We start from the raw sequence: 18,754 nt of genomic DNA, 5'->3' as shown, positions 1-18,754 counted from the left end.
AATTTCATAGAAAAGACCCATGGAAAAAGGCGCAATTTTTTTTCCTTTTTTGGTTTAAGAGTGTTATCATAAATAGCGAGAACAGAAATGGAGGGAACACTATGACAATCGATTGGAAAAAAGAGGTCGAAGCCCGCAAAGACGATTTGCTGAACGACTTGATTGATCTATTGAAAGTGAAAAGTGAAAGAGAAGATGATAAAGTGACTGCGGACGCGCCGTTTGGTCCTGGACCTCGTGATGCGTTGCTACACATGCTAGCTTATGGCGAACGTGATGGCTTCACAGTCAAAAACGTCGATAATTACGCTGGTCACATCGAATTTGGTGAAGGAGACGAAACATTAGGGATCTTCGGTCACATGGATGTTGTTCCTGCAGGTGACGGCTGGTCAACCGATCCTTATGATCCAGTCATCAATGACAACAAAATCTATGCTCGTGGTTCTTCTGATGATAAAGGTCCTTCAATGGCCGCCTATTATGGGATGAAAATCATTAAAGAATTGGGCTTGCCATTATCGAAAAAAATCCGTTTTGTCGTTGGTTCTGATGAAGAAAGCGGCTGGGCAGATATGGATTACTACTTTGAGCATGAAGAAAAGCCTGATTTTGGCTTCTCGCCAGATGCCAATTTCCCAATCATCAATGGAGAAAAAGGAAATGTGACATTAGGGATCCATTTCCAAGGCAACAATGAAGGAGACTTCACGCTACAAAGTTTCACTGCTGGCTTGCGAGAAAATATGGTACCAGGAACGGCAACGGCAAGCTTCATTGCTCCATCAACAGAAGAAGCATTAGCGATCGAAAAAGCCTTTTTCGATTACGTTGAAGCCAATCCAGTGACGGGCACAATTGAAACAGAAAATGAACAAGTGACGATCGAATTAGTCGGTAAAGGTGCCCATGGTGCCAGCCCACAATCAGGAATCAATGCGGGAACCTTCTTAGCTGTCTTCTTAGATAACTATGCCTTTGGCGGCGGCGCAAAACAATTCATCCATGCAGCAGCAGCCTATGTCCATGAAGATTTCTACGGTGAAAAATTAGGTGTGGCGTACGAAGACGAAAAAATGGGTAAATTAACTATGAATGCTGGCTTGTTTGCTTTTAAAGCGAACCAAGCAGGAACGCAAGCAGACAACTTTATCGCCTTGAACTTCCGTTATCCTAAAGGGGTAACTGCGGAAGGACTTGAAATCGGTGTGGAACGCACCGTCGGTATGGAAGGGGCCACCGTTACTCGCAATGACCGCAACATGGAACCTCACTACGTGCCAGCAGATGATCCATTGGTAGAAACTTTATTGGCGGTTTATGAAGAACATACCGGCGAAAAAGGCTTTGAACAAATCATCGGCGGCGGCACATACGGCCGTCTATTGAAACGCGGCGTTGCCTATGGCGCAATGTTCCCAGGCTATGTTGACACCATGCACCAAGCCAATGAATTCATGAGCTTGGATGACCTATTCAACGCAGCGGTGATCTATGCAGATGCTATCTACCGTTTGGCGAAATAAAGAGACATTGATACCGTCTATTCTTTTTTAGCGGAGTCGATTTATTGATACTTAGATGAATAGAGGTAATAAAGGAATAGCAGTACGACTGATTGTTTCAATCATTGTCATACTGCTATTTTATTACTTTGGGAAATAAATATTTTATTTTCGTTGGGTTATTTTATTATTGACATCAAATCATCCGAATGATTTACTTTTTGTAAGGAGTTGAAAAGTGATGCCTGATTTGGTGAAATTTATTTTGGTCATTCTGGCGATTTGGGTGGTTTATCAAGTATTTACGACGGTTTTATTTACCCTTTCTCAAAAAGCAGTTGCCAAACAAATCAAAAGCGGGAAGATGTCTGATCAGCAGTTGGCGAATTTGTACCACGCTGTAGCACGAGCAAATCAAGGAAGCAATTTCCAAGCGATTTTCTCTTATGGGCTCTTTTACCGCAGTCATGCAAAGCAAAGTGATGCGGTTTATGAACTGTATCGCGCGGAAATGGCGAAAAGAAATCTGCTGTAACCAACTGTGAAGCAACTGTTTTCGAGAAAATTGCTCGAAGTAGCAAAAAAGCCCAGGTCCTGTACAACAAGTGCAGAACCTAGGCTTTTTTTGTATTTACTGGGCAGCAAGCTGTGACAGATAAACACAGCTCTTTGCTTCAGCTATTTCTTGTCTTTGTTGCTTTTTTGATCCATACCGGCACCGATCGCTACACCTAGTGCGATGCCTAAACCCATGCCTAATGCCAGGTTGTCAAAAAACAGCATCCCAAATGCAGCACCTAAGGCCATTCCGACACCGATCCCCAATCCCATATTGTTAGAAGCGGCTTCTTTTTCTTCAGACGTTTGCGGCGGTTTTTTCGTCATTGTGAAAAACCCCTTTCTTTTTAGTATAGAGGGGTTTTGTTTTGATGACAAACATTCGAACTGCTACCCATGATTTTCATCAGGAGAGAGCATCCGCTTATCTAAGCAAACGTATCGAACCATTTGTCTATCTTCCACCGGGTAAATAGTTACGCTCGGGGTTGTAGCGGCGAATGATCTTATTTTCAGCAAGTACGTGCTCATAATAATAAACAGGCGCATCCTTAGTCTCTAGTCGAAAAACAAAGACGAGCGGAACCTTTAAGACGGAATAGCGCGCGGGGATCGCAATATATGATTTTTGATTGCGCTCCATCGTCAATGCGAATTCATCAAACAAAAGCGCCACTGGTGTGGGAAAGTTTACCAATTCATAATAGTGTTTTTCAAATGCATAGGTTTCTTGTTTTGCATAAGCGATTTTTGCAGCTGGCATACGCATTCACCTCACTTGAATTATACGAACGTTTGTTCCGTTTGTAAAGTGGAAAATCGCCAGACGAGGAAAAAGGGGGTGCGTTCTCTATGAAAAAGATGTTTTGCTAACAAGAAATTTGCTACACTAGAGGAAAGAAGGAATCAAAAAGGAGCAGATACCATGGATTATGAACGCTTTGCACGATTACAGGCACGCTTTACCGATGAAAAACTGCTGACCAATGAAGGGTTCTATCGGTTGCGCTTGTCAGGGAAGGCGCAGTTCGAACTAGCCTTTATCAAAACTGGACCTTGTGGCGAGTCTGTCTACCAGCCGCTGATCAAGGGCACTTTTTCTGAAAAAGAAGCAATCCCTACCTATTTGCTGGATCTTGCGGCGCAACCTATGACGCAAATCAGTCAGCGAACCTCCGAAAATGCAGCCGTGTTAGATAAAGCATTCGTAGAATTAATGGAAAAATGTGAGCAGGCAGTTGCCGTCAACGAAACCGCACAAGAAGCCGCACGTTAATTAGCGCGACAAAGATACAAGAGCCGCCTGAACCTGATTTTTTACACCAAGTAAAAAAACGATCCTGACAAGATTCCTTGCCAAAGATCGTTTTTTATTTTCCCGTGGTGATTAGTGTCCTCATTCGCCGAAGTGGTCTGAGAAGCCTTGTTGCTTCATAAAGGCAGCGACATCTGGACGTCGCGGTTCACGGAAAAATTCCGTCATTTTCGTTTGCCAATTGGTTTGCTGTTGATTGCTGCTGCGCTGTGCATAATAGGCTTCCGTCGTTTGGTTGTACTGGGCTGTTTGCTCCTGCGTCAGCGGTTGATACTGATCGACACTTACGATCGCTTCTTGAGGCAAGCGGACTTTCGGCTCATTTCTATGTTGCGGATAACCGATCGTCAAGCCGAATAACGGAAACGTCAATTTTGGTAAGCCGACAAGTTCTGCGATACGAGGCAAATCATTGCGGATGCCGCCGATGTAGCAAATTCCTAAGTCTTGTGCTTCAGCATATGCTACCATATTTTGGGCAGCGATCGTCGTATCAACGACAGACACAATAAACGGTTCCATCGTGGTTAAGTGGGTATCCGGCAACCCTGCTTGGGTCAGCAGCTGCTGATGCTTATGTAAGTCGGCGACAAAAAGATAGAAGACGCCCGTTCGAGTAATGTAATTTGGGGCACCGGCAATTTTTTCGATGGCAGCCAGTTTTTCAGGATCACTGACCTCAATGATCGAATAGGCTTGAACAAAGTTCGAACTGGAACCGCTCTGGGCAACCGTTACTAATTTTTGCTTGAGTTCCTTTGATAGTGGGCGTGGTTGAAAATCTCTGACAGAGCTGTGGCGGGTAAAAGTATCAAAAAGATCCATCGTTTTTCCTCCTGTAACGTACAAATTTCTTTCTTCTTTAGTGTAACAGAAAAAAAGGAATGGGAACAAAAAGAATGTTTTCAAAAAATTTTCAAATTGATGTTTTATAGTTGCCAAGCACAACAGTTTCCGTTATGATAATGATACATTCTTATTATTATTCCTTAGGGGAGTAACCGGTGGCGCAAGCTGCGATAATATCAACAGTAAGTAAGCTGGCGACAGCTTTCTGGTATTATTTGAAATGGTGAGACCTAAGACAAGCGTATACTTGTCTTAGGTCTCTTTTTTTCTAGCAGAGTGCCTAAGGAAAATAAAATTAAAAGGGGCAAAAAAATTGGCGAAAGAAATGTATCAAAAAGAAATCTCGGAAATTATGGCAGAGGTCCAGAGCAGTCCAGAGGGGTTGACGCAGCAAGAGGCAGCCAAGCGGTTAGAAAATGGCCTGAACCAGCTGAAGGAAGCACCTAAGAAATCAAGCTTTGCCTTATTCTTAGATACCTTCAAAGATGCGATGGTGATCGTCTTGTTGATTGTGGCAATCATCCAAATGGTTATGGGTGCCCACGTTGAGTCGATCGTTATCTTTGCAGTACTCTTGTTGAATTCCGTCGTCAGTGTGATTCAAACGAAAAAAGCCGAAGGATCGTTAGACGCTTTGAAAAGCTTGTCAGCACCAGATGCTAACGTCATTCGGGATGGCAAAGAACAAAGTGTGCTGGCGAAAGAATTGGTTGTCGGCGATATCGTTATTTTAGAAGCTGGGGACTATGTACCAGCAGATGGTCGATTGATCGAAGAGGGTTCTTTGAAGGTCGATGAAGGAATGCTGACTGGGGAATCAACGCCAGCGGAAAAAGAATTAGGTGTGATCGATCGTACCGCACCGATCGGCGACCGTGACAACATGGTCTTCAGTGGAACGATCGTCACTTATGGACGTGGTCGGTTTATCGTAACCGCGACTGGTAATGTGACGGAAATCGGTCAAGTGGCTGGCTTATTGGAAAGTACAGTTGAACACAAAACACCATTGCAACGAGGACTGGACAGCTTCAGTAAAAAACTTAGCTTGGCGATCTTGGTCCTTTCATTGATTATTTTAGGGGTTCAAGTAGCACGGTTGTTCTTAGGTGACGGAACAGGTGATATGACGGAAGACTTAGTCAACGCCTTTATGTTTGCGGTAGCCGTAGCCGTTGCAGCGATTCCAGAAGCATTGCAATCGATCGTGACGATCGTCCTTTCGATCGGAACAAAACAAATGGCGAAGCGTCATGCCATCATTCGAAAACTACCGGCGGTTGAAACATTGGGTTCAACGAGTATCGTTTGTACAGATAAGACAGGGACCTTGACCCAAAACAAAATGACCGTTGTTGACTACTATTTACCAAATGGGCAAACGGGCACGTTCCCCGATGAGCCAACTACCTGGACATTGCCTGAAAAACGCTTAGTAGAGATCAGTGTCTTGGCAAATGATGCTGCCATCAGTGAAGATGGGGCGAAGCTAGGAGACCCTACTGAAATTGCTTTTCTGGATTACAGTGAGAAACTAAATCAGCCATATCGGGCGATTCGTCAACAGTTTCCTCGTTTGCAAGAATTGCCTTTCGATTCTGATCGTAAATTGATGTCCACCTTACATGAGATCGATGGCGAACATTTGTTGTTGACCAAAGGTGGTCCAGACATCGTCTTTGGCCGCAGTACCAAAGTCTTGATCGATGATCAAGTCGTGCCTTTAACAGATGAAATCAGAAATAAATTGCAGCATCAAAACGAAGAATTCTCAAAACGGGCATTACGGGTCTTGGCGTTTGCTTACCGTCCATTGACCGATGCCCAATCACGAGAATTGACACTTGAGGATGAAAACGAGCTGATTTTGGTTGGTTTGATGGCAATGATCGATCCTCCTCGTAAAGAAGTCAAACAAGCCGTAGCAGATGCCAAATCTGCCGGTATCAAAACAGTGATGATCACAGGGGACCACAAAACGACAGCCGTGGCGATCGCACAAGAGATCGGTATTTCAGCTGAGGGCGACTTAGCCTTGACTGGTACGGAATTGGATTCTCTTTCTGAAACCGAACTAGCGGATCAATTAGACAAAATCACGGTTTATGCTCGTGTTTCGCCGGAAAACAAAATCCGTATCGTGCGGGCTTGGCAAGACAAAGGCAAGATCTCTGCCATGACCGGAGATGGAGTCAATGATGCACCCGCCTTGAAACAAGCGGATATCGGGATCGCAATGGGAACCGGAACGGACGTTGCCAAAGATGCAGCGGCGATGGTCTTGACGGATGATAACTTTGCCTCGATCATTCGTGCCGTAGAAGTTGGCCGAAACGTCTTTGACAACATCAAAAAAGCCATTTCGTATTTGTTTGCTGGAAACTTAGGTGCGATCATTGCGATCGTCTTTGCCTTAGTGATGGGTTGGGACAATCCATTTACTGCCTTGCAGCTACTCTTTATCAACTTAGTCAACGACTCATTACCAGCAATTGCTCTGGGAATGGAAAAAGCCGAACCAACCATCATGCAACGTCAGCCTAGAGATCCAAATGCAGGTATCTTCACTGGAAAAACTTTGATCTCAGTAACGTATCGCGGTATTTTGATTGCCGCTGTCGTGATTTTGGCACAATGGTTAGGGATGAGCCAATCACCTGAGTTAGGTGTAGCGATGGCCTTCTCAACACTTATCTGGAGCCGGACATTGCAAACATTGCCAGCACGCTCAAATACCGAGACTGCTTGGCAAGCTGGCCTTTTTGCCAATAAAATGGTGTGGTTGGCGATCGTCGTTTGTGGTGGACTATACAGCATTACCTTGATTCCTGGCATCCGTGAAGTCTTTGCGATTCCAGCAACCTTCACTTTAGGACATGTCGGTCTATGTATCGCAATGGCTGCTGTGGCAGTTGTTTTGATGGAAATCACAAAACTGATTATTATTGCCGTTCAAAAACGTCAAGGAAACGCCTAAAGCAAAAAACGTATCGATCCTTTGATCGATACGTTTTTTTGTCGTTTCTCCTCACTGCTTAGTTGATTTTTTTCAGCTGACTGATTTGGGCAGCGACTTGCTTCAAGAAGGCTTCTTGACCAGCCGGCTGTTCTTGGCTGTAAAGGTAGGCTTCGTATTGCTGCGTCAAGCGGATAAAATCACCATGAAACAGTGGATAGAATGCTTCGAGTCGTTGGGCATAATCAATCAACGGCTCCGCCTCGTTACGGTACAAAACTTTCGTCGTTTGCCTTAAAAACAAAGGATAGGCAGCAACTAGTGGCTGTTTGTTAAAGCGGCAGATCAACCATAAATGAATACGGAAAAACGAATGGCGGAAATAGAAAAGCAGGCCAAGTCCTAGGAGAGCTAAGCCTCCAAAGAAGCCATTACGCAGCGTTTGTTTCAGCTCCTCAGTCAACCAAACATCATCGGTAACCGCGGCTGTTGCAGAACTGCTGGTCGTGGTTTCACTACTTTCTGTTTCCGTATTGCTCGTTGGTGTTGTCTCGCTGCTAGCGGTCGGTGTTTCTTCGGAGCTAGTAGATTCTTGCGTCAACACGGGACGATCTGGATTTTGGAAACTAGGTGTCGGTTCAAAAGGCACCCAGCCGTATCCGTCAAAGTAGACTTCCACCCATGAGTGGGCATTCAAGTTACGGACAGTATAAGTAGTGATGCCGTTTTCTGTCACGGGGGATCCAGGAGAAAAGCCTTTAGCCCAGCGAGCAGGGATCTCTAAACTCCGTAGTAGCACGACCATTGCCGTGGAAAAATTGTCGCAGTAGCCGACTTGTGATTCAAATAAAAATTGATCAACGTAATCTTGCTCTTCTGCAGGCACGACGGCATCGGTCTTGGAATAGCGGAATACGAGCGGATCTTTCAAATAGCTTTCAATTGCGGTGACTCGGTCAAACAGACTGTTGCTGTCAGTGGTGATCTCAGCGGCGAGATCTCGTACCCGCTGCGGCAAAGAATCGGGTAACTGGATATAATCGATCGGAGAATCCGGATAGATCAAAGGCAGATTTTGGAGATTTTCTGCGGCAAAATCTGGATGGTCCCAATCGAAGGTCAAGGTGGTGTCTGGTAGCGAATCAATCAAATCGACCCGTTGAATAGCGTCGCTGATTTGAAAGCCACGTGCGCCGCTTTCAAGGGATAACCTACTGCGGCCATAGGGCAATGGCACATAGTCTCCATGGTTTTGGAATTGGATCCGCACTTGTTCATTCTCAGGATAGGTTTGTTGATAGCTCTGGTCAGCGATGGTGACATCGTCTGCTTCCAAGCGAACGTCTTCGCGGCTCGTACTGATCCAGCCTTTACCAGAATAAAAGTCTTTGCTTTCCACCCGCCAGTAATGCGGGGTTTCTTGTTGCGCTTCAAATAAAATCGTCGCATCATCAAGTAGTGGTCCGCCTAATTGACGATCATTTTCACTGAAACCCGTGCGAGAACCAGTGGGGGTGCCATGTTCTTCAATAAATTGATAAAAACCCAGCTGATTCAGATTTGTCCGTATAGGCGTGGAACGGGCTGCCAACTGATCCCGCACGCTCGTCTGCGGCAAGTAGACAGCAGTGACGGCTAAGCCACCAATCAATAGCATCACGCCAAACCAAGGGGCGATCGTTTGACTGGATTGAAAGGCGCTGCGCTGGATCATGGAAGAAGCCAGCGCGCAAAGAAAAATACCGATCAAATGCCACGTCAAATCAAATTGATTAAAAATCACGACTGTCAGCAAGTAGCCGATCATGGTACCGTAAATCAAGAAAAAGCGTTGATAAGCAATCGGTAAGATCGCTAAAAACAAGACCCAACTAACGATCAATGTCACCGCCGCCAGTTCGGTGATATAGCCGACTTCACCACTGAGGATCTCTTGAAAGGCACGGTGCAGGTCTAGCCAAAAACGCAGTAGCCAATCAAAAGAAAAGGCAGTCCCATAAGGAAAGATCCGATACAAGACGATCAGCCAAGCGGCTGCCAGCAAAGGCAAACTGTAACGGACTTTCGGCACGATGGTCAAAATCAAACAGACACTAAAGGCATAAGTTAAAAGGGTGAACTGATTGCCAAGGTCATAAACTGCGATAAACGGCAAGATCACCAGTGATAGACTGAGAAAGGTCAAAAGACCAATCAGTGCTTTCTTAATAAATCTCATCCTACCACCTCCTCAAGTTCATTCAACTGCCTCATTAAATCAGCGTAGGTAAACACTTGGCAGCTGTTTTTTGCTTCCAACTGACTGAGGTAGTTTTCCAGTTGTGGGGTGAAAACCGGGGTAATGAAGATAAGATGGCTGCCAGTCAAGAGCGGTACTCCTTCAGGAACTTTCTCGAAGGGAAGGATCTGGGCATAGGCAGCGGCATCCGTTTGGTAAGGGGAAGTCAATCCGTCACCAATCAAGAGCGGCTGAAAAAGTCGTTGATTTTGTGAGAAATGGTGGATCGAATAAAACAGTGTCAAGGTCTCTTCAAAAGCAGGATGATCTTCTCCCCAAAAGAGCAGAAAGATGTCTTGTTCTTCTTCGTATTCTCGTTCGCGATAGATCAATTCCTGTTGTTTGCTGGATAATTTCCAATCGATATTTTTTAATGAATCCCCTAACTGGTATTGACGGAACTGTCGAATAGAAAAATTGGGTTCCCCGTGGGTTTGGCTGCGGACTTGCTGTTTAAAAAATGGCAATAGGGCAACGGCTTCTAGCTTCAATTTCGGTAGGATCAAAATCGATTGTTTCGCACCTGCAGCGTAGCTTTTTTCAAAAAAGCCAAAGAGATCATGGCTGTACAATTGAACGGGCAATTCTTCATAGCTGCCGCGCTCCTTTGGGGTCCAAGGCAGATGGAGCCGAATCAGATTGCCTCGATAAAAGGCGCTGTGATGACTTTCCTTGAAACGATCGTCAAACTGCAAGGTGAAATCGACCAGCGGCAGCAGCGTCGGGCGATACTTGAAGACTTGCAGCGGTAAGGTGATCGCTGTCTGTGTTTCAGCTTGGATCGATTCTTCTAAAACGATTTGGACCTTCTTGAGGGAGGGCAGCAAGAATACTGCGTCAAGCAACAATAACAGAGTCAGTAAAAACCAGAGGCTCCAACCGGCATTATTATTAAAGATCACACAGTAAGCCAGCAGCAAAAAATAGGCAGCGCTAAACAACAGGAGGCGCAGCACGCGTTCAAGCTTTTTTTTCTTCATCGCTATTTCCTCGTAGGGACAGGCACCCGTTGGATCATCTGTTTCATCAAATCTGAAAGGGTCTCCGCGCTAGCATGAACGCCGCCTTTCAGTAATAAACGATGACCGAAGACTGCTGGTAAAATTCGCTGCAAGTCTTGCGGCGTGACAAAGGTCCGTCCTTCCGTCAACGCTAACGCTTTTGCCCCTTTTAAGAAGGCGATCCCACCACGAGGACTGATACCAAGGTCAATGGCATTATGCTGGCGGCTCGCTTGAACCAGCTGCAATGCGTAACGGGCGACCCGCTCATCGACATACACGTCGTCCACCATCGCTTTCAAAGCGGTCACTTCATCAGCATGTAAAATGGTTTGGATCTGATCCAAGCTTTGCTGTCGTTTTCCAGTCAAGAGGGCGAGCTCATCTTGAAAATCTGGGTAACCGATATGCAGGCGGAACAAAAAACGATCCAATTGGGCTTCAGGCAAAGGATACGTTCCTTCATATTCGATTGGGTTTTGGGTAGCTAACACAAAAAAGTGGGGACTCAATGGGTACGTTTGATTGTCGATGGTGACATGATTTTCTGACATGGCTTCTAAGAGCGAGGCTTGCGTCCTTGGTGTGGTTCGGTTGATCTCATCTGCCAAGAGGACGGAGGTGAAGATCGGGCCGGGACGAAACTCGAACTGGTGGCTTTGGGAATTAAAAATCGACACACCTAACACATCGTTAGGCAAAAGGTCTGGGGTAAACTGTACCCGTTTGTAGTCACTTTGAATGGCTTTGGCTAATGATTTGACCAACATCGTTTTCCCAACACCAGGGATATCTTCGAATAAAACGTGTCCGCCAGCAAGCAGCGCAGCCACGGTAAATTGGATCACATCTCGTTTGCCTAAAATCACTTTTTCCACTTCTGCGATCAAGGCATCTATTTTTTGTAATTCAGTGGTCATCTGATAACCTCCCTACATTCGTTTCTTCCATTGTAACGGTTTTCTAGGACTGTCGCAATTTTCGTGTAACAATTAAAGAAAATTTCAAGAATATTCAAAAAAAAAATCCTTTCTGCGGATTTGCGAAAGAAAAACAAAAAACTTCCGAAGCGTTTCCTCGGAAGTTTGCGTTTGATAGAAAAGAAGCGACTAGAAGATGTGGTGTAAGAGGTCAGCGGCGATCTGGTCCGCCTGCCGTAAATTCCAAGCATCGGTTCCTGGCTGAGCAGTGGCAGCCGTCAGCCAGTGGATGCCTTCTGTGGGAATCCCGAAACAATAGAGGGCAGTGTAGGGGCGTTCATCTGGTCCAAGGACCTGATTGGTCTCAGAATCGATGGCGATAGCACCCGTCTCAAAAGGCACCTCATTGGGTATCGGCAACCGGTGCGGGTGAATGATCCGATCGTTTAGCAGTTGCCGCAACAAGGAATTGTTGGTTCGACGAATCGCTGTCGATGGAATGCGGGCCTCAATTAGTTGCGTCGCGTGATAGCGTGTGTCGGGAAATCGCTTTGAATACGTACAATAAGCCTCCTCAATCTCAACAGTCATGTCAGGACCTAGTAAGGTCACCACTCCGGCTTCCATCAAGGCGACCAGTTCCTGCAGTCGTTGAACCGGCGGACCGATCGATAAAAAGCTGTTAAAGGGAACGAAAGACTGCCAAAAGAGTGTTTTCAGGTCTTTTGCTGGCATTAGCTGATGATCGAGAACAAACCGAATCGGGTCACGCAGATCTTTGAAGACTTCCAAGGCACTGCTGATAGGTCCCGCTAGATTGCCTTTTTCGGCATCTTGGATTTGGGTACGTAATAGCGCAATGAAAAAGTCTTGCAAGGACTGCTGCTCTTTCTGAGCAAAGGGATCGGCTAGTTGGTGCCATGACCACCATTCCCTCTTAGGAAGCTGCCATTTTTTTAGCAAGTCTTCAGATCCTTCCGTGGCAACAAAGGCGGTGGTAAAAGCGTCAAGCTGCTCTTTGTCAAGCCGCTGTTTTTCTAAAAGCAGCGTCTGATAATAGACGAGTTCTGCCTCTTTCTTTAAATAGAAGAGCAGTGTCTTGCCAGCAACCGTTTTGGCTGCTTGCCAAGCAGCTAGGCGTTCAGGGGTCAAAAAAACGGGCTTTCGCTGCTGCGTTGGTGTTTTTTGATTGCGGCCACGAGGATGATACGGGACACCCCGACGAGAACCGGCGATGATTTGCGGTTCTTCACCAGAAGGTTGATAGACGAGGGATTCATTGACTTTGACGAAGGTTCCGCCCCGACCACTGGTCAAGCGGGTGACGTAATCGTAAAAGGCAAGTCCTAGTCCCCGTAAAATCACAGGTTCTCCGGCTTTCACAGCCGTTAGATCCGTATCTGCCGCATTGGCTGGCGGTGCATAAAACCAGCCATTATTTTCTGCGGCAGCCGCCAATTGTTGTTCCCCTGATGACAGTTGGGCCTGTGAATGGCCTGTAGCTAAGACGACGGCATCAACAAGGAATGTTTGGTGAGCCGTCGTCAACTGGTAGCGATTTTTGGAAAGAGGGATCAAAGAGCTGACACTATCTGACAGATGGTTGACGGTAATGGATTCAGGTAGCTCTATTAACAACTGCTGATAAAACCACTGTTGATAGAGTCCATATAACGCCCGCGAGCAATGCCCGTTAGGATCAAGTGAATCAAGTGCTGTGCATTTCGCAACGAGCTCAGGGGCATGCGTGGCTGCGAAATGTTTCCCTTCTGTCACTGCCCATTCGTATAAGGTAGGTCCTTTAACCACGGGGCCGCCGGTGCTTAATGTGTCATCCGTGAAAAGGGTGACTTGGCTGGTCACAGAATTCAATAGCAAATCTGCCGATTGGTCCGTGCGCCAAACTGCCCCAGGAAGAAAAGGATCAAACAGCAGCAAGTCGATGGCTTGTTTGTTTTGTTTGCTATGAGCAATCAGCCGTTCTGAAAGTGAAAGTCCACGAGGACCAGCACCAATGATCGCTATTTTCATATCACACCACCTCAATTATTCTATGGTCTTTGTGTCATCAACGGGCTAAGTCAAAAGGTGTCTTGCGGAAAATCAGCCAGTGCATGCCTAGCACCATGGCTTCATCGATAGCATCGATATAATGGAAAGCGGGCTGATTGGGTTGTTGCTGCAGCAATGGATTTTTTTGGATCGCGTCTAGGAGATCGGTTTTTACTGCATCACTGCTGGCTAAAATGATACAGTGGGGGGCAAAAGCTGCATTGTAAAATGGCAGTATGCTTGTCAGGCGCTGGACCAAAGCCGTGCGGTCTTGCGGTGCACCTTGATCCAAGTAGCCGGGTAAAAATTTTGCCTCTCCCGCTAGGGCATCTTTTCCTTCTAAAAGCGCACCATTGACTAGGAGCGTGATACCGGGCATGCTTTTTTCAGGATTGTACATGCCAACGATGGTTTGCTGCAAGGAGATCTGTTGGGCGATGCAATAGCCGATCGTTAAAATATGGGCATCGTTTTGACAGTAGAAGGGCAGTGCAGTGACCTCTGCCACGAGGGCTGCCAGCTGCCAGCCGTTAAATTTTTCATACCAGCTGGAAGTCACGGTTCCTCCACTGATTTTTCCTGGTAAAAAGAGGGCGATCTGTTCCACAGAAGGAAATAATGCCAGCTCGTTCGTTACACATTCTTGAAAGCGATGAGGGGAAACATCAGGAAAGGGCTGGTCGTGTTTTGCCAAAACCTTCCCCTTGCGGTCGATCAGCATGGACCAAAGAGCCAAGGAGCCATCGTGATCGATAAAGCTAAGCAAAAGAGAATGACCTCGGTCTTGATTTAGCTGATAGGTCACTGCTGGTCGTCCTAGCTCTTTTTGCTCCAGCGGACCTTTCGTGATTTCCCCCTCTGTTAACAATTCTTTTAATAATGAGTTAGTGGTGACCATGCTGATGCCGGTTTTCTTCACTAAATCGGAGGCGAATAATGCCCCGTTTTGAAACAAAGTTTTTAAAACCAGCTGTTTGTTTTGCTGGCGAATGGTATGGGTGGTAGAAGCCATAAATGTTCTCCTTAATGAAGTGATTTAATTAAGTATACCGACGGGATGAAACGATGTAAAGTTTTTAAAAGACTGACTTGACGGAAAACTTGAAAATAAGTATACTTAATTAACAACATTAATTAAGTGATTTGGAATGAAGAGGACACGAGGTAGAGGGGAAGAGAAACGTATGATCAAATTAGTCATCACAGATTTAGACGGTACATTTTTGAACAGCCAAGGCAGTTTTGATCGGCCTTATTATGAACAAGTCAGCCAACAAATGAAAGAAGCGGGTGTTGCTTTTGCTGCGTGTACCGGCAAACAGTGTGAACGAGTGGAAGAACTGTTTGGTGAAGCAGCAGCGGATGTTTGGATTCTTGGGGATAGCGCGACCCGCATCAAACATCAAGGAGAGTACATCTTTGAATCGCTGCTGCCAAACGAATTAGGGCTGCGGATCATTGCGAAGCTCGCTGCGATTGCGCAAGATCATGTGATCATCGCTTGTACACCGACTGCGGCGTACATTGCTGACACAACCAATGAAGCGGATGCGCAGAAAGTGCGTGGCTCTTATCGGGTGGTCAAAACGGTGGCGGATTATCAAACTATCACAGAAGATTTTGTGAAGCTCACTATTTTTGATCCCAAACTACGTTGTTTTGAGCATGTCCAACAGTTAAGCGAATTTACCAATGAAGCGTACATCGTGGCTTCGGAAGCCGCTTGGATCGATATCACCAATCAAGGCGTCCACAAAGGAACGACTGTGGCACACTTGCAAGAATTGCTGCACGTCACACCCGAGGAGACAATGGTTTTCGGCGATGGCTTGAACGATTTGGAGTTGATGGCAGCTGGCACGTTTAGTTTCGCCATGAGCAATGCCTTTGAGGAAGTCAAGGCAGCGGCAGCGTTTGTGACCAAATCAAACGATGAAAATGGCGTGCTGAAAACTATCGAACGTCTGTTACCGCTACAAATGAAACAATAAAAAAATCGCTCCCTGGCAGGGACAGCGTGCACTTTCAATTGACTGAAAGTAGACTGCTGCCTGTTGCTAAGGAGCGGTTTTTTCGTTATGCATGTGGTTGACTGACGCTATAAGGATAGGCATCGGCTGACCACTCTTTGCTGCGAGGGACGATACCTAGCTGGAAGTTCAATGTACCACCGGCAGTCAATTCTTGGTGGGTGAAAAATAATCGCTCGAAGGGTTCTTCGTTCAATGTAATTTTATCCACGAAGAGCTGTTGCGGCGCATTGGGCGTGCTCTTGATCACTAAGTCTTTGCCTGAAGCAAGATGCAGTGTTGCTTGATCAAATAAGGGCATGCCAATGACATATTCGCCTGTCCCCGGTGTGACTGGATAAAAGCCCAAGGCATTGAAGATGTACCAACCAGCCATGCTGCCGTTGTCTTCATCGCCAGGAAAGCCTTTTGGTGAGTCATTGAAGCACTGTGTCAGTAACTGCTTGATCAAGGGCTGTGCCATTTCTGGTTTGCCCAAATAGCTGAATAGATACGGATAGTGGAAGCTTGGCTGATTGGAGATCGCCAGCTGACCAAAATCGAGTGCGGCCATCTCACTCATTTCATGGATCTCGAACCCGTAGCCTTCTGTCGTATAGCGAGGTTCTTGATTGCACAAGTCGATCAGTTTTGCTTCAAAGGCCGCTTTGCCGCCGTGTGCAGTGATCAAGCCAGCGAAATCATGGTAAACAGCAAAACTACTTTGCCACGCACTGCCTTCTGCATAATCCAAGCCCCAGCGTGTGTCACTAAACTCTGGACGAAAAGCGCCATCTGGGTCTTTTGCCCGCATAAAGCCGGTCTCCTGATCGAAAATGTTGCGGTAATTTTGCGATTGCTGCTGATAATAGTCTGCTTGCTCGTCACCCAGCTGTTGCGCGACTTGTGAGATACAAAAATCACTGTAACAATAATCAAGGGTGTGATTGACCGATTCATGATGCGTCAATGGCACATACCCGTAAGTCAAATAGTCCGTCGTGCCGCGCCGACCATAATTGGGATTTTCACTTTGGACGGTGGCACCTTTTTTCATCGCTGCTAAAAATTCGGGCATCAAATCGGGACGAATGCCTTTTACTGCGGCATCAGCGATCACGGCATCGATCAGCGTCCCGGGCATCAATCCACGCTCATCAGGTGATAGCCATTTTGGTAAAAAGCCGCTTTCGCGATAACTGTTCAAAAAGCCTTCCAGCATGTCTTCCAATTGTTCGACAGCCAAGAGTGAAAAGAGCGGGTAGACAGTTTTATACGTATCCCAAAAGCCGTTGTTTGTGTACAGTGGTCCTGGTTTGATCGCTTTTGCCAAGGTATCCCAGTGCACTTTGCGACCCTCTTGATCGATTTCGAAGAAGGTTTGAGGAAACAAGAATAAGCGATAAAAATTATGATAAAAAGTAGAAACTTGTGCTTGATCGTGATGCTCGATCTCGATTTTTTGCAAAAAATGATTCCATTGCTGTTGGACAGAAGCCAGATAATCGGCAGGAGCCCATTGCTGTTCCCGCTGCAAGTTCAAACAAGCTTGTTCGCGACTGAGAAACGAGGTTGCAAAACGGATCGTCTGTGTTTGGCAATCATCAAAGCGGAGAACGACGAAGGCTTCTTTGCCTGTCAAGGCACCTTCGATCGCCGTGATGGGTGTTTCAAAACGATAGACGAAATGGAAGGTGAAGCTTTCGTCTTCGCATCCTGAAAATACGATCAGTTGACCAGCCACTATCTGTTCATCCAACTGTTCTAAGACATAGTCACCCGGCAGTGACAAGCCAAGACCCGGCTGATCCCCGCAGTTTTCAATAGACAGCACACCGCCATACATACTGGGAATCAAAGTCGTTGTTGTTAAATACCGCTGCGTCTTGATTTTAAGAAAGGCTGGATTAAAGGTGCTTTCTTCCGGACGATACGAGCTTTGCGCATGGAAAAGGGTATTTTCAGAAAGCGTGCCGTTTATCGGCAGCATCGTCAGATGGCTGAAATCACCCATCCAAGGGCTAGGCTGATGGGTGATGCGAAAGCCCTGAAAGGTTCGATCTTCTGGATGAAACCACCAACTGCCTCGTTGATCACTGGTTTGCGGGGCAAAGTAGTTCATGCCAAAAGGAACCCCTGTATAAGGCAGGCAGTTGCCATGGGAAAAACTATATTGGTTGTCTGTTCCGTGTCGTGTGTCGATCATTGATACGTTCACTTGGTTCACTCCTTTAATTGGGTTGATTCTCTTTTGATCAAAGAAACAGCCACTAAATGGGTGGTCGTCTCCGTTGGTACTGGGGGTGCTGCCTTCGCAGCGTTGATTTTCTCAATCACTTGGTTTCCTGCCAAGCGCCCCATCTCCGCAAAATTCTGCCCGATGGTCGTTAGTGCTGGATCAACGAGGGCAGCGGCTTGGATATTATCGAAACCAACCAGGGAAATGTTGGCAGGGACGTGCAAATCTGCTTGACGCAGTGCACGCATCAATTCGATGGCGATCAAGTCATTTTCACAGACGGCTGCCGTGACCTGATGTTCTTCCAGGTAGGCAAGCGCATTTGCGATACTGGCAGCTGTGTCGTCGAGCTTGGTGCGAAAGGTTCTTTGGGCTTTTTTCAGCGCATCGATGTAACCTAGATAACGCTGACGGACGGATTGTGGATGATGGGTATCACCAAAAATATAAGCGATCCGTTGATGCCCCAACGCAAGTAAATGCTCCGTAGCTAGCTGTCCACCTTGAAAGTTATCTGGCATGACCGCTGGAAAATCAAACTCATGCAGCTTTTTATCTAAGGTCACGATAGGAAAGTGTTTTTCAGCACATTCGAACAGCAAGTCATAGTAAGAAAACGTATTGCTGGCGTAATAGATCAGGCCGTCGAATTCTTGCATCAGCTCAGCTGCCGTCGTTTTTTCCAAATAATCCACTGGTGTCATCAAAAGTTCAAAGCCGTGTTCTTGCATCACGGGGTAAATGCCTTCGGTAAAGTTTCCTAAAGAGAGATCATTGGCAAAGGGCAAGACAAACAAAATACGTCCAGTCGCTTTTTTTTCCTTCAATTCTCGGACAAAGCTGCCGCTGCCTTGCACGCGATAGATCAGCTGATTTTGTTCCAGTTCCGTCAAGGCTCTTTTAGAGGTGATCCGACTGACTTGGTATTGTTCAGATAGTTCTTTTTCAGTAGGGACACGACTGCCCGGAGCTAATCGCCCTTCAACGATGGCTTCGTGAAGCTCCGAGTAAATTTTTTTATATAATGGTTGTTTCATAAGAAAACCCCTTTTGATATATCATATTTGTTAGC

General features: G+C 46.2%; 15 protein-coding genes. 5 read left to right on the top strand and 10 right to left on the bottom strand.

Annotated features, from left to right (window positions below):
- Positions 1 to 101 precede the first annotated feature (101 nt).
- Positions 102 to 1,526, top strand: a complete 1,425-nt coding sequence (gene pepV, locus IGK85_RS11170) for a dipeptidase PepV (protein ID WP_008378990.1) — start codon at positions 102 to 104, stop codon at positions 1,524 to 1,526.
- A 220-nt stretch (positions 1,527 to 1,746) separates the two neighbouring features.
- Positions 1,747 to 2,040: a hypothetical protein gene (locus IGK85_RS11165; RefSeq protein ID WP_008378988.1), complete on the top strand. Its 294-nt coding sequence runs from the start codon at positions 1,747 to 1,749 to the stop codon at positions 2,038 to 2,040.
- 143 nt (positions 2,041 to 2,183) lie between these two features.
- Here IGK85_RS11165 and IGK85_RS11160 read toward each other — a convergent pair whose 3' ends face one another.
- Together IGK85_RS11160 and IGK85_RS11155 are read right to left on the bottom strand one after the other, a co-directional pair.
- Entirely contained in the window at positions 2,184 to 2,390 is a 207-nt protein-coding gene (locus IGK85_RS11160; protein WP_008378986.1) for a hypothetical protein, read from the bottom strand.
- Between the two features lie 127 nt (positions 2,391 to 2,517).
- Positions 2,518 to 2,826, bottom strand: coding sequence for a DUF5960 family protein (locus tag IGK85_RS11155; RefSeq protein WP_008378984.1), 309 nt, complete (start codon positions 2,824 to 2,826; stop codon positions 2,518 to 2,520).
- A 162-nt stretch (positions 2,827 to 2,988) separates the two neighbouring features.
- Here IGK85_RS11155 and IGK85_RS11150 point away from each other — a divergent pair, with 162 nt between their 5' ends.
- Positions 2,989 to 3,339: a hypothetical protein gene (locus tag IGK85_RS11150; protein ID WP_008378982.1), complete on the top strand. Its 351-nt coding sequence runs from the start codon at positions 2,989 to 2,991 to the stop codon at positions 3,337 to 3,339.
- Between the two features lie 120 nt (positions 3,340 to 3,459).
- Here the strand turns inward: IGK85_RS11150 and IGK85_RS11145 are convergent, their stop codons facing one another.
- Positions 3,460 to 4,203 carry an NADPH-dependent oxidoreductase gene (locus tag IGK85_RS11145; RefSeq protein ID WP_008378980.1) on the bottom strand — a complete coding sequence of 248 codons (744 nt, stop codon included), beginning with the start codon at positions 4,201 to 4,203 and terminating at the stop codon, positions 3,460 to 3,462.
- A gap of 349 nt (positions 4,204 to 4,552) precedes the next feature.
- Between IGK85_RS11145 and IGK85_RS11140 the strand changes: the two genes are divergently transcribed.
- Positions 4,553 to 7,204: a cation-translocating P-type ATPase gene (locus IGK85_RS11140; RefSeq protein ID WP_035006737.1), complete on the top strand. Its 2,652-nt coding sequence runs from the start codon at positions 4,553 to 4,555 to the stop codon at positions 7,202 to 7,204.
- Positions 7,205 to 7,262: 58 nt separating this feature from the next.
- Here IGK85_RS11140 and IGK85_RS11135 read toward each other — a convergent pair whose 3' ends face one another.
- The 5 genes from IGK85_RS11135 to IGK85_RS11115 all read right to left on the bottom strand — a co-directional run bounded on the left by IGK85_RS11135 (position 7,263) and on the right by IGK85_RS11115 (position 14,446).
- A complete protein-coding gene (locus tag IGK85_RS11135) occupies positions 7,263 to 9,401 on the bottom strand; it encodes a transglutaminase-like domain-containing protein (protein WP_008378977.1) in 2,139 nt (712 codons plus the stop codon).
- Positions 9,398 to 10,441, bottom strand: coding sequence for a DUF58 domain-containing protein (locus tag IGK85_RS11130; protein WP_008378975.1), 1,044 nt, complete (start codon positions 10,439 to 10,441; stop codon positions 9,398 to 9,400). The genes IGK85_RS11135 and IGK85_RS11130 overlap by 4 nt, the downstream gene beginning before the upstream one ends.
- A 2-nt stretch (positions 10,442 to 10,443) precedes the next feature.
- Positions 10,444 to 11,382: an AAA family ATPase gene (locus tag IGK85_RS11125; RefSeq protein WP_008378973.1), complete on the bottom strand. Its 939-nt coding sequence runs from the start codon at positions 11,380 to 11,382 to the stop codon at positions 10,444 to 10,446.
- Positions 11,383 to 11,571: 189 nt separating this feature from the next.
- Positions 11,572 to 13,413: an FAD/NAD(P)-binding protein gene (locus IGK85_RS11120; protein WP_008378971.1), complete on the bottom strand. Its 1,842-nt coding sequence runs from the start codon at positions 13,411 to 13,413 to the stop codon at positions 11,572 to 11,574.
- Positions 13,414 to 13,450: 37 nt separating this feature from the next.
- A complete protein-coding gene (locus tag IGK85_RS11115; protein ID WP_008378969.1) occupies positions 13,451 to 14,446 on the bottom strand; it encodes an ROK family protein in 996 nt (331 codons plus the stop codon).
- A 172-nt stretch (positions 14,447 to 14,618) separates the two neighbouring features.
- Here IGK85_RS11115 and IGK85_RS11110 point away from each other — a divergent pair, with 172 nt between their 5' ends.
- Positions 14,619 to 15,425, top strand: a complete 807-nt coding sequence (locus IGK85_RS11110) for a Cof-type HAD-IIB family hydrolase (RefSeq protein ID WP_008378966.1) — start codon at positions 14,619 to 14,621, stop codon at positions 15,423 to 15,425.
- A gap of 85 nt (positions 15,426 to 15,510) precedes the next feature.
- On the opposite strand, the gene IGK85_RS11105 is transcribed toward IGK85_RS11110, so the two are convergent.
- Positions 15,511 to 17,661 carry a GH92 family glycosyl hydrolase gene (locus IGK85_RS11105; protein ID WP_008378965.1) on the bottom strand — a complete coding sequence of 717 codons (2,151 nt, stop codon included), beginning with the start codon at positions 17,659 to 17,661 and terminating at the stop codon, positions 15,511 to 15,513.
- A gap of 5 nt (positions 17,662 to 17,666) precedes the next feature.
- Positions 17,667 to 18,719, bottom strand: coding sequence for a GntR family transcriptional regulator (locus IGK85_RS11100; protein ID WP_005234743.1), 1,053 nt, complete (start codon positions 18,717 to 18,719; stop codon positions 17,667 to 17,669).
- Positions 18,720 to 18,754 lie beyond the last annotated feature (35 nt).

It is taken from the genome of Enterococcus sp. AZ015 (assembly GCF_050499225.1).
Taxonomy (GTDB): Bacteria; Bacillota; Bacilli; order Lactobacillales; family Enterococcaceae; genus Enterococcus_D; species Enterococcus_D entomosocium.
Note: the sequence above shows the minus strand (reverse complement) of the source record. Positions and strands in the feature narration are given on the sequence as shown.

Bases quoted from the DNA above. Each gene is read 5' to 3' on its own strand.
- IGK85_RS11145 (WP_008378980.1), bottom strand. From the start codon at position 4,203: ATGGATCTTTTTGATACTTTTACCCGCCACAGCTCTGTCAGAGATTTT.
- IGK85_RS11165 (WP_008378988.1), top strand. From the start codon at position 1,747: ATGCCTGATTTGGTGAAATTTATTTTGGTCATTCTGGCGATTTGGGTG.
- IGK85_RS11155 (WP_008378984.1), bottom strand. From the start codon at position 2,826: ATGCCAGCTGCAAAAATCGCTTATGCAAAACAAGAAACCTATGCATTT.
- IGK85_RS11115 (WP_008378969.1), bottom strand. From the start codon at position 14,446: ATGGCTTCTACCACCCATACCATTCGCCAGCAAAACAAACAGCTGGTT.
- IGK85_RS11160 (WP_008378986.1), bottom strand. From the start codon at position 2,390: ATGACGAAAAAACCGCCGCAAACGTCTGAAGAAAAAGAAGCCGCTTCT.
- IGK85_RS11100 (WP_005234743.1), bottom strand. From the start codon at position 18,719: ATGAAACAACCATTATATAAAAAAATTTACTCGGAGCTTCACGAAGCC.
- IGK85_RS11110 (WP_008378966.1), top strand. From the start codon at position 14,619: ATGATCAAATTAGTCATCACAGATTTAGACGGTACATTTTTGAACAGC.
- IGK85_RS11140 (WP_035006737.1), top strand. From the start codon at position 4,553: ATGTATCAAAAAGAAATCTCGGAAATTATGGCAGAGGTCCAGAGCAGT.
- pepV (WP_008378990.1), top strand. From the start codon at position 102: ATGACAATCGATTGGAAAAAAGAGGTCGAAGCCCGCAAAGACGATTTG.
- IGK85_RS11150 (WP_008378982.1), top strand. From the start codon at position 2,989: ATGGATTATGAACGCTTTGCACGATTACAGGCACGCTTTACCGATGAA.
- IGK85_RS11125 (WP_008378973.1), bottom strand. From the start codon at position 11,382: ATGACCACTGAATTACAAAAAATAGATGCCTTGATCGCAGAAGTGGAA.
- IGK85_RS11130 (WP_008378975.1), bottom strand. From the start codon at position 10,441: ATGAAGAAAAAAAAGCTTGAACGCGTGCTGCGCCTCCTGTTGTTTAGC.
- IGK85_RS11120 (WP_008378971.1), bottom strand. From the start codon at position 13,413: ATGAAAATAGCGATCATTGGTGCTGGTCCTCGTGGACTTTCACTTTCA.
- IGK85_RS11135 (WP_008378977.1), bottom strand. From the start codon at position 9,401: ATGAGATTTATTAAGAAAGCACTGATTGGTCTTTTGACCTTTCTCAGT.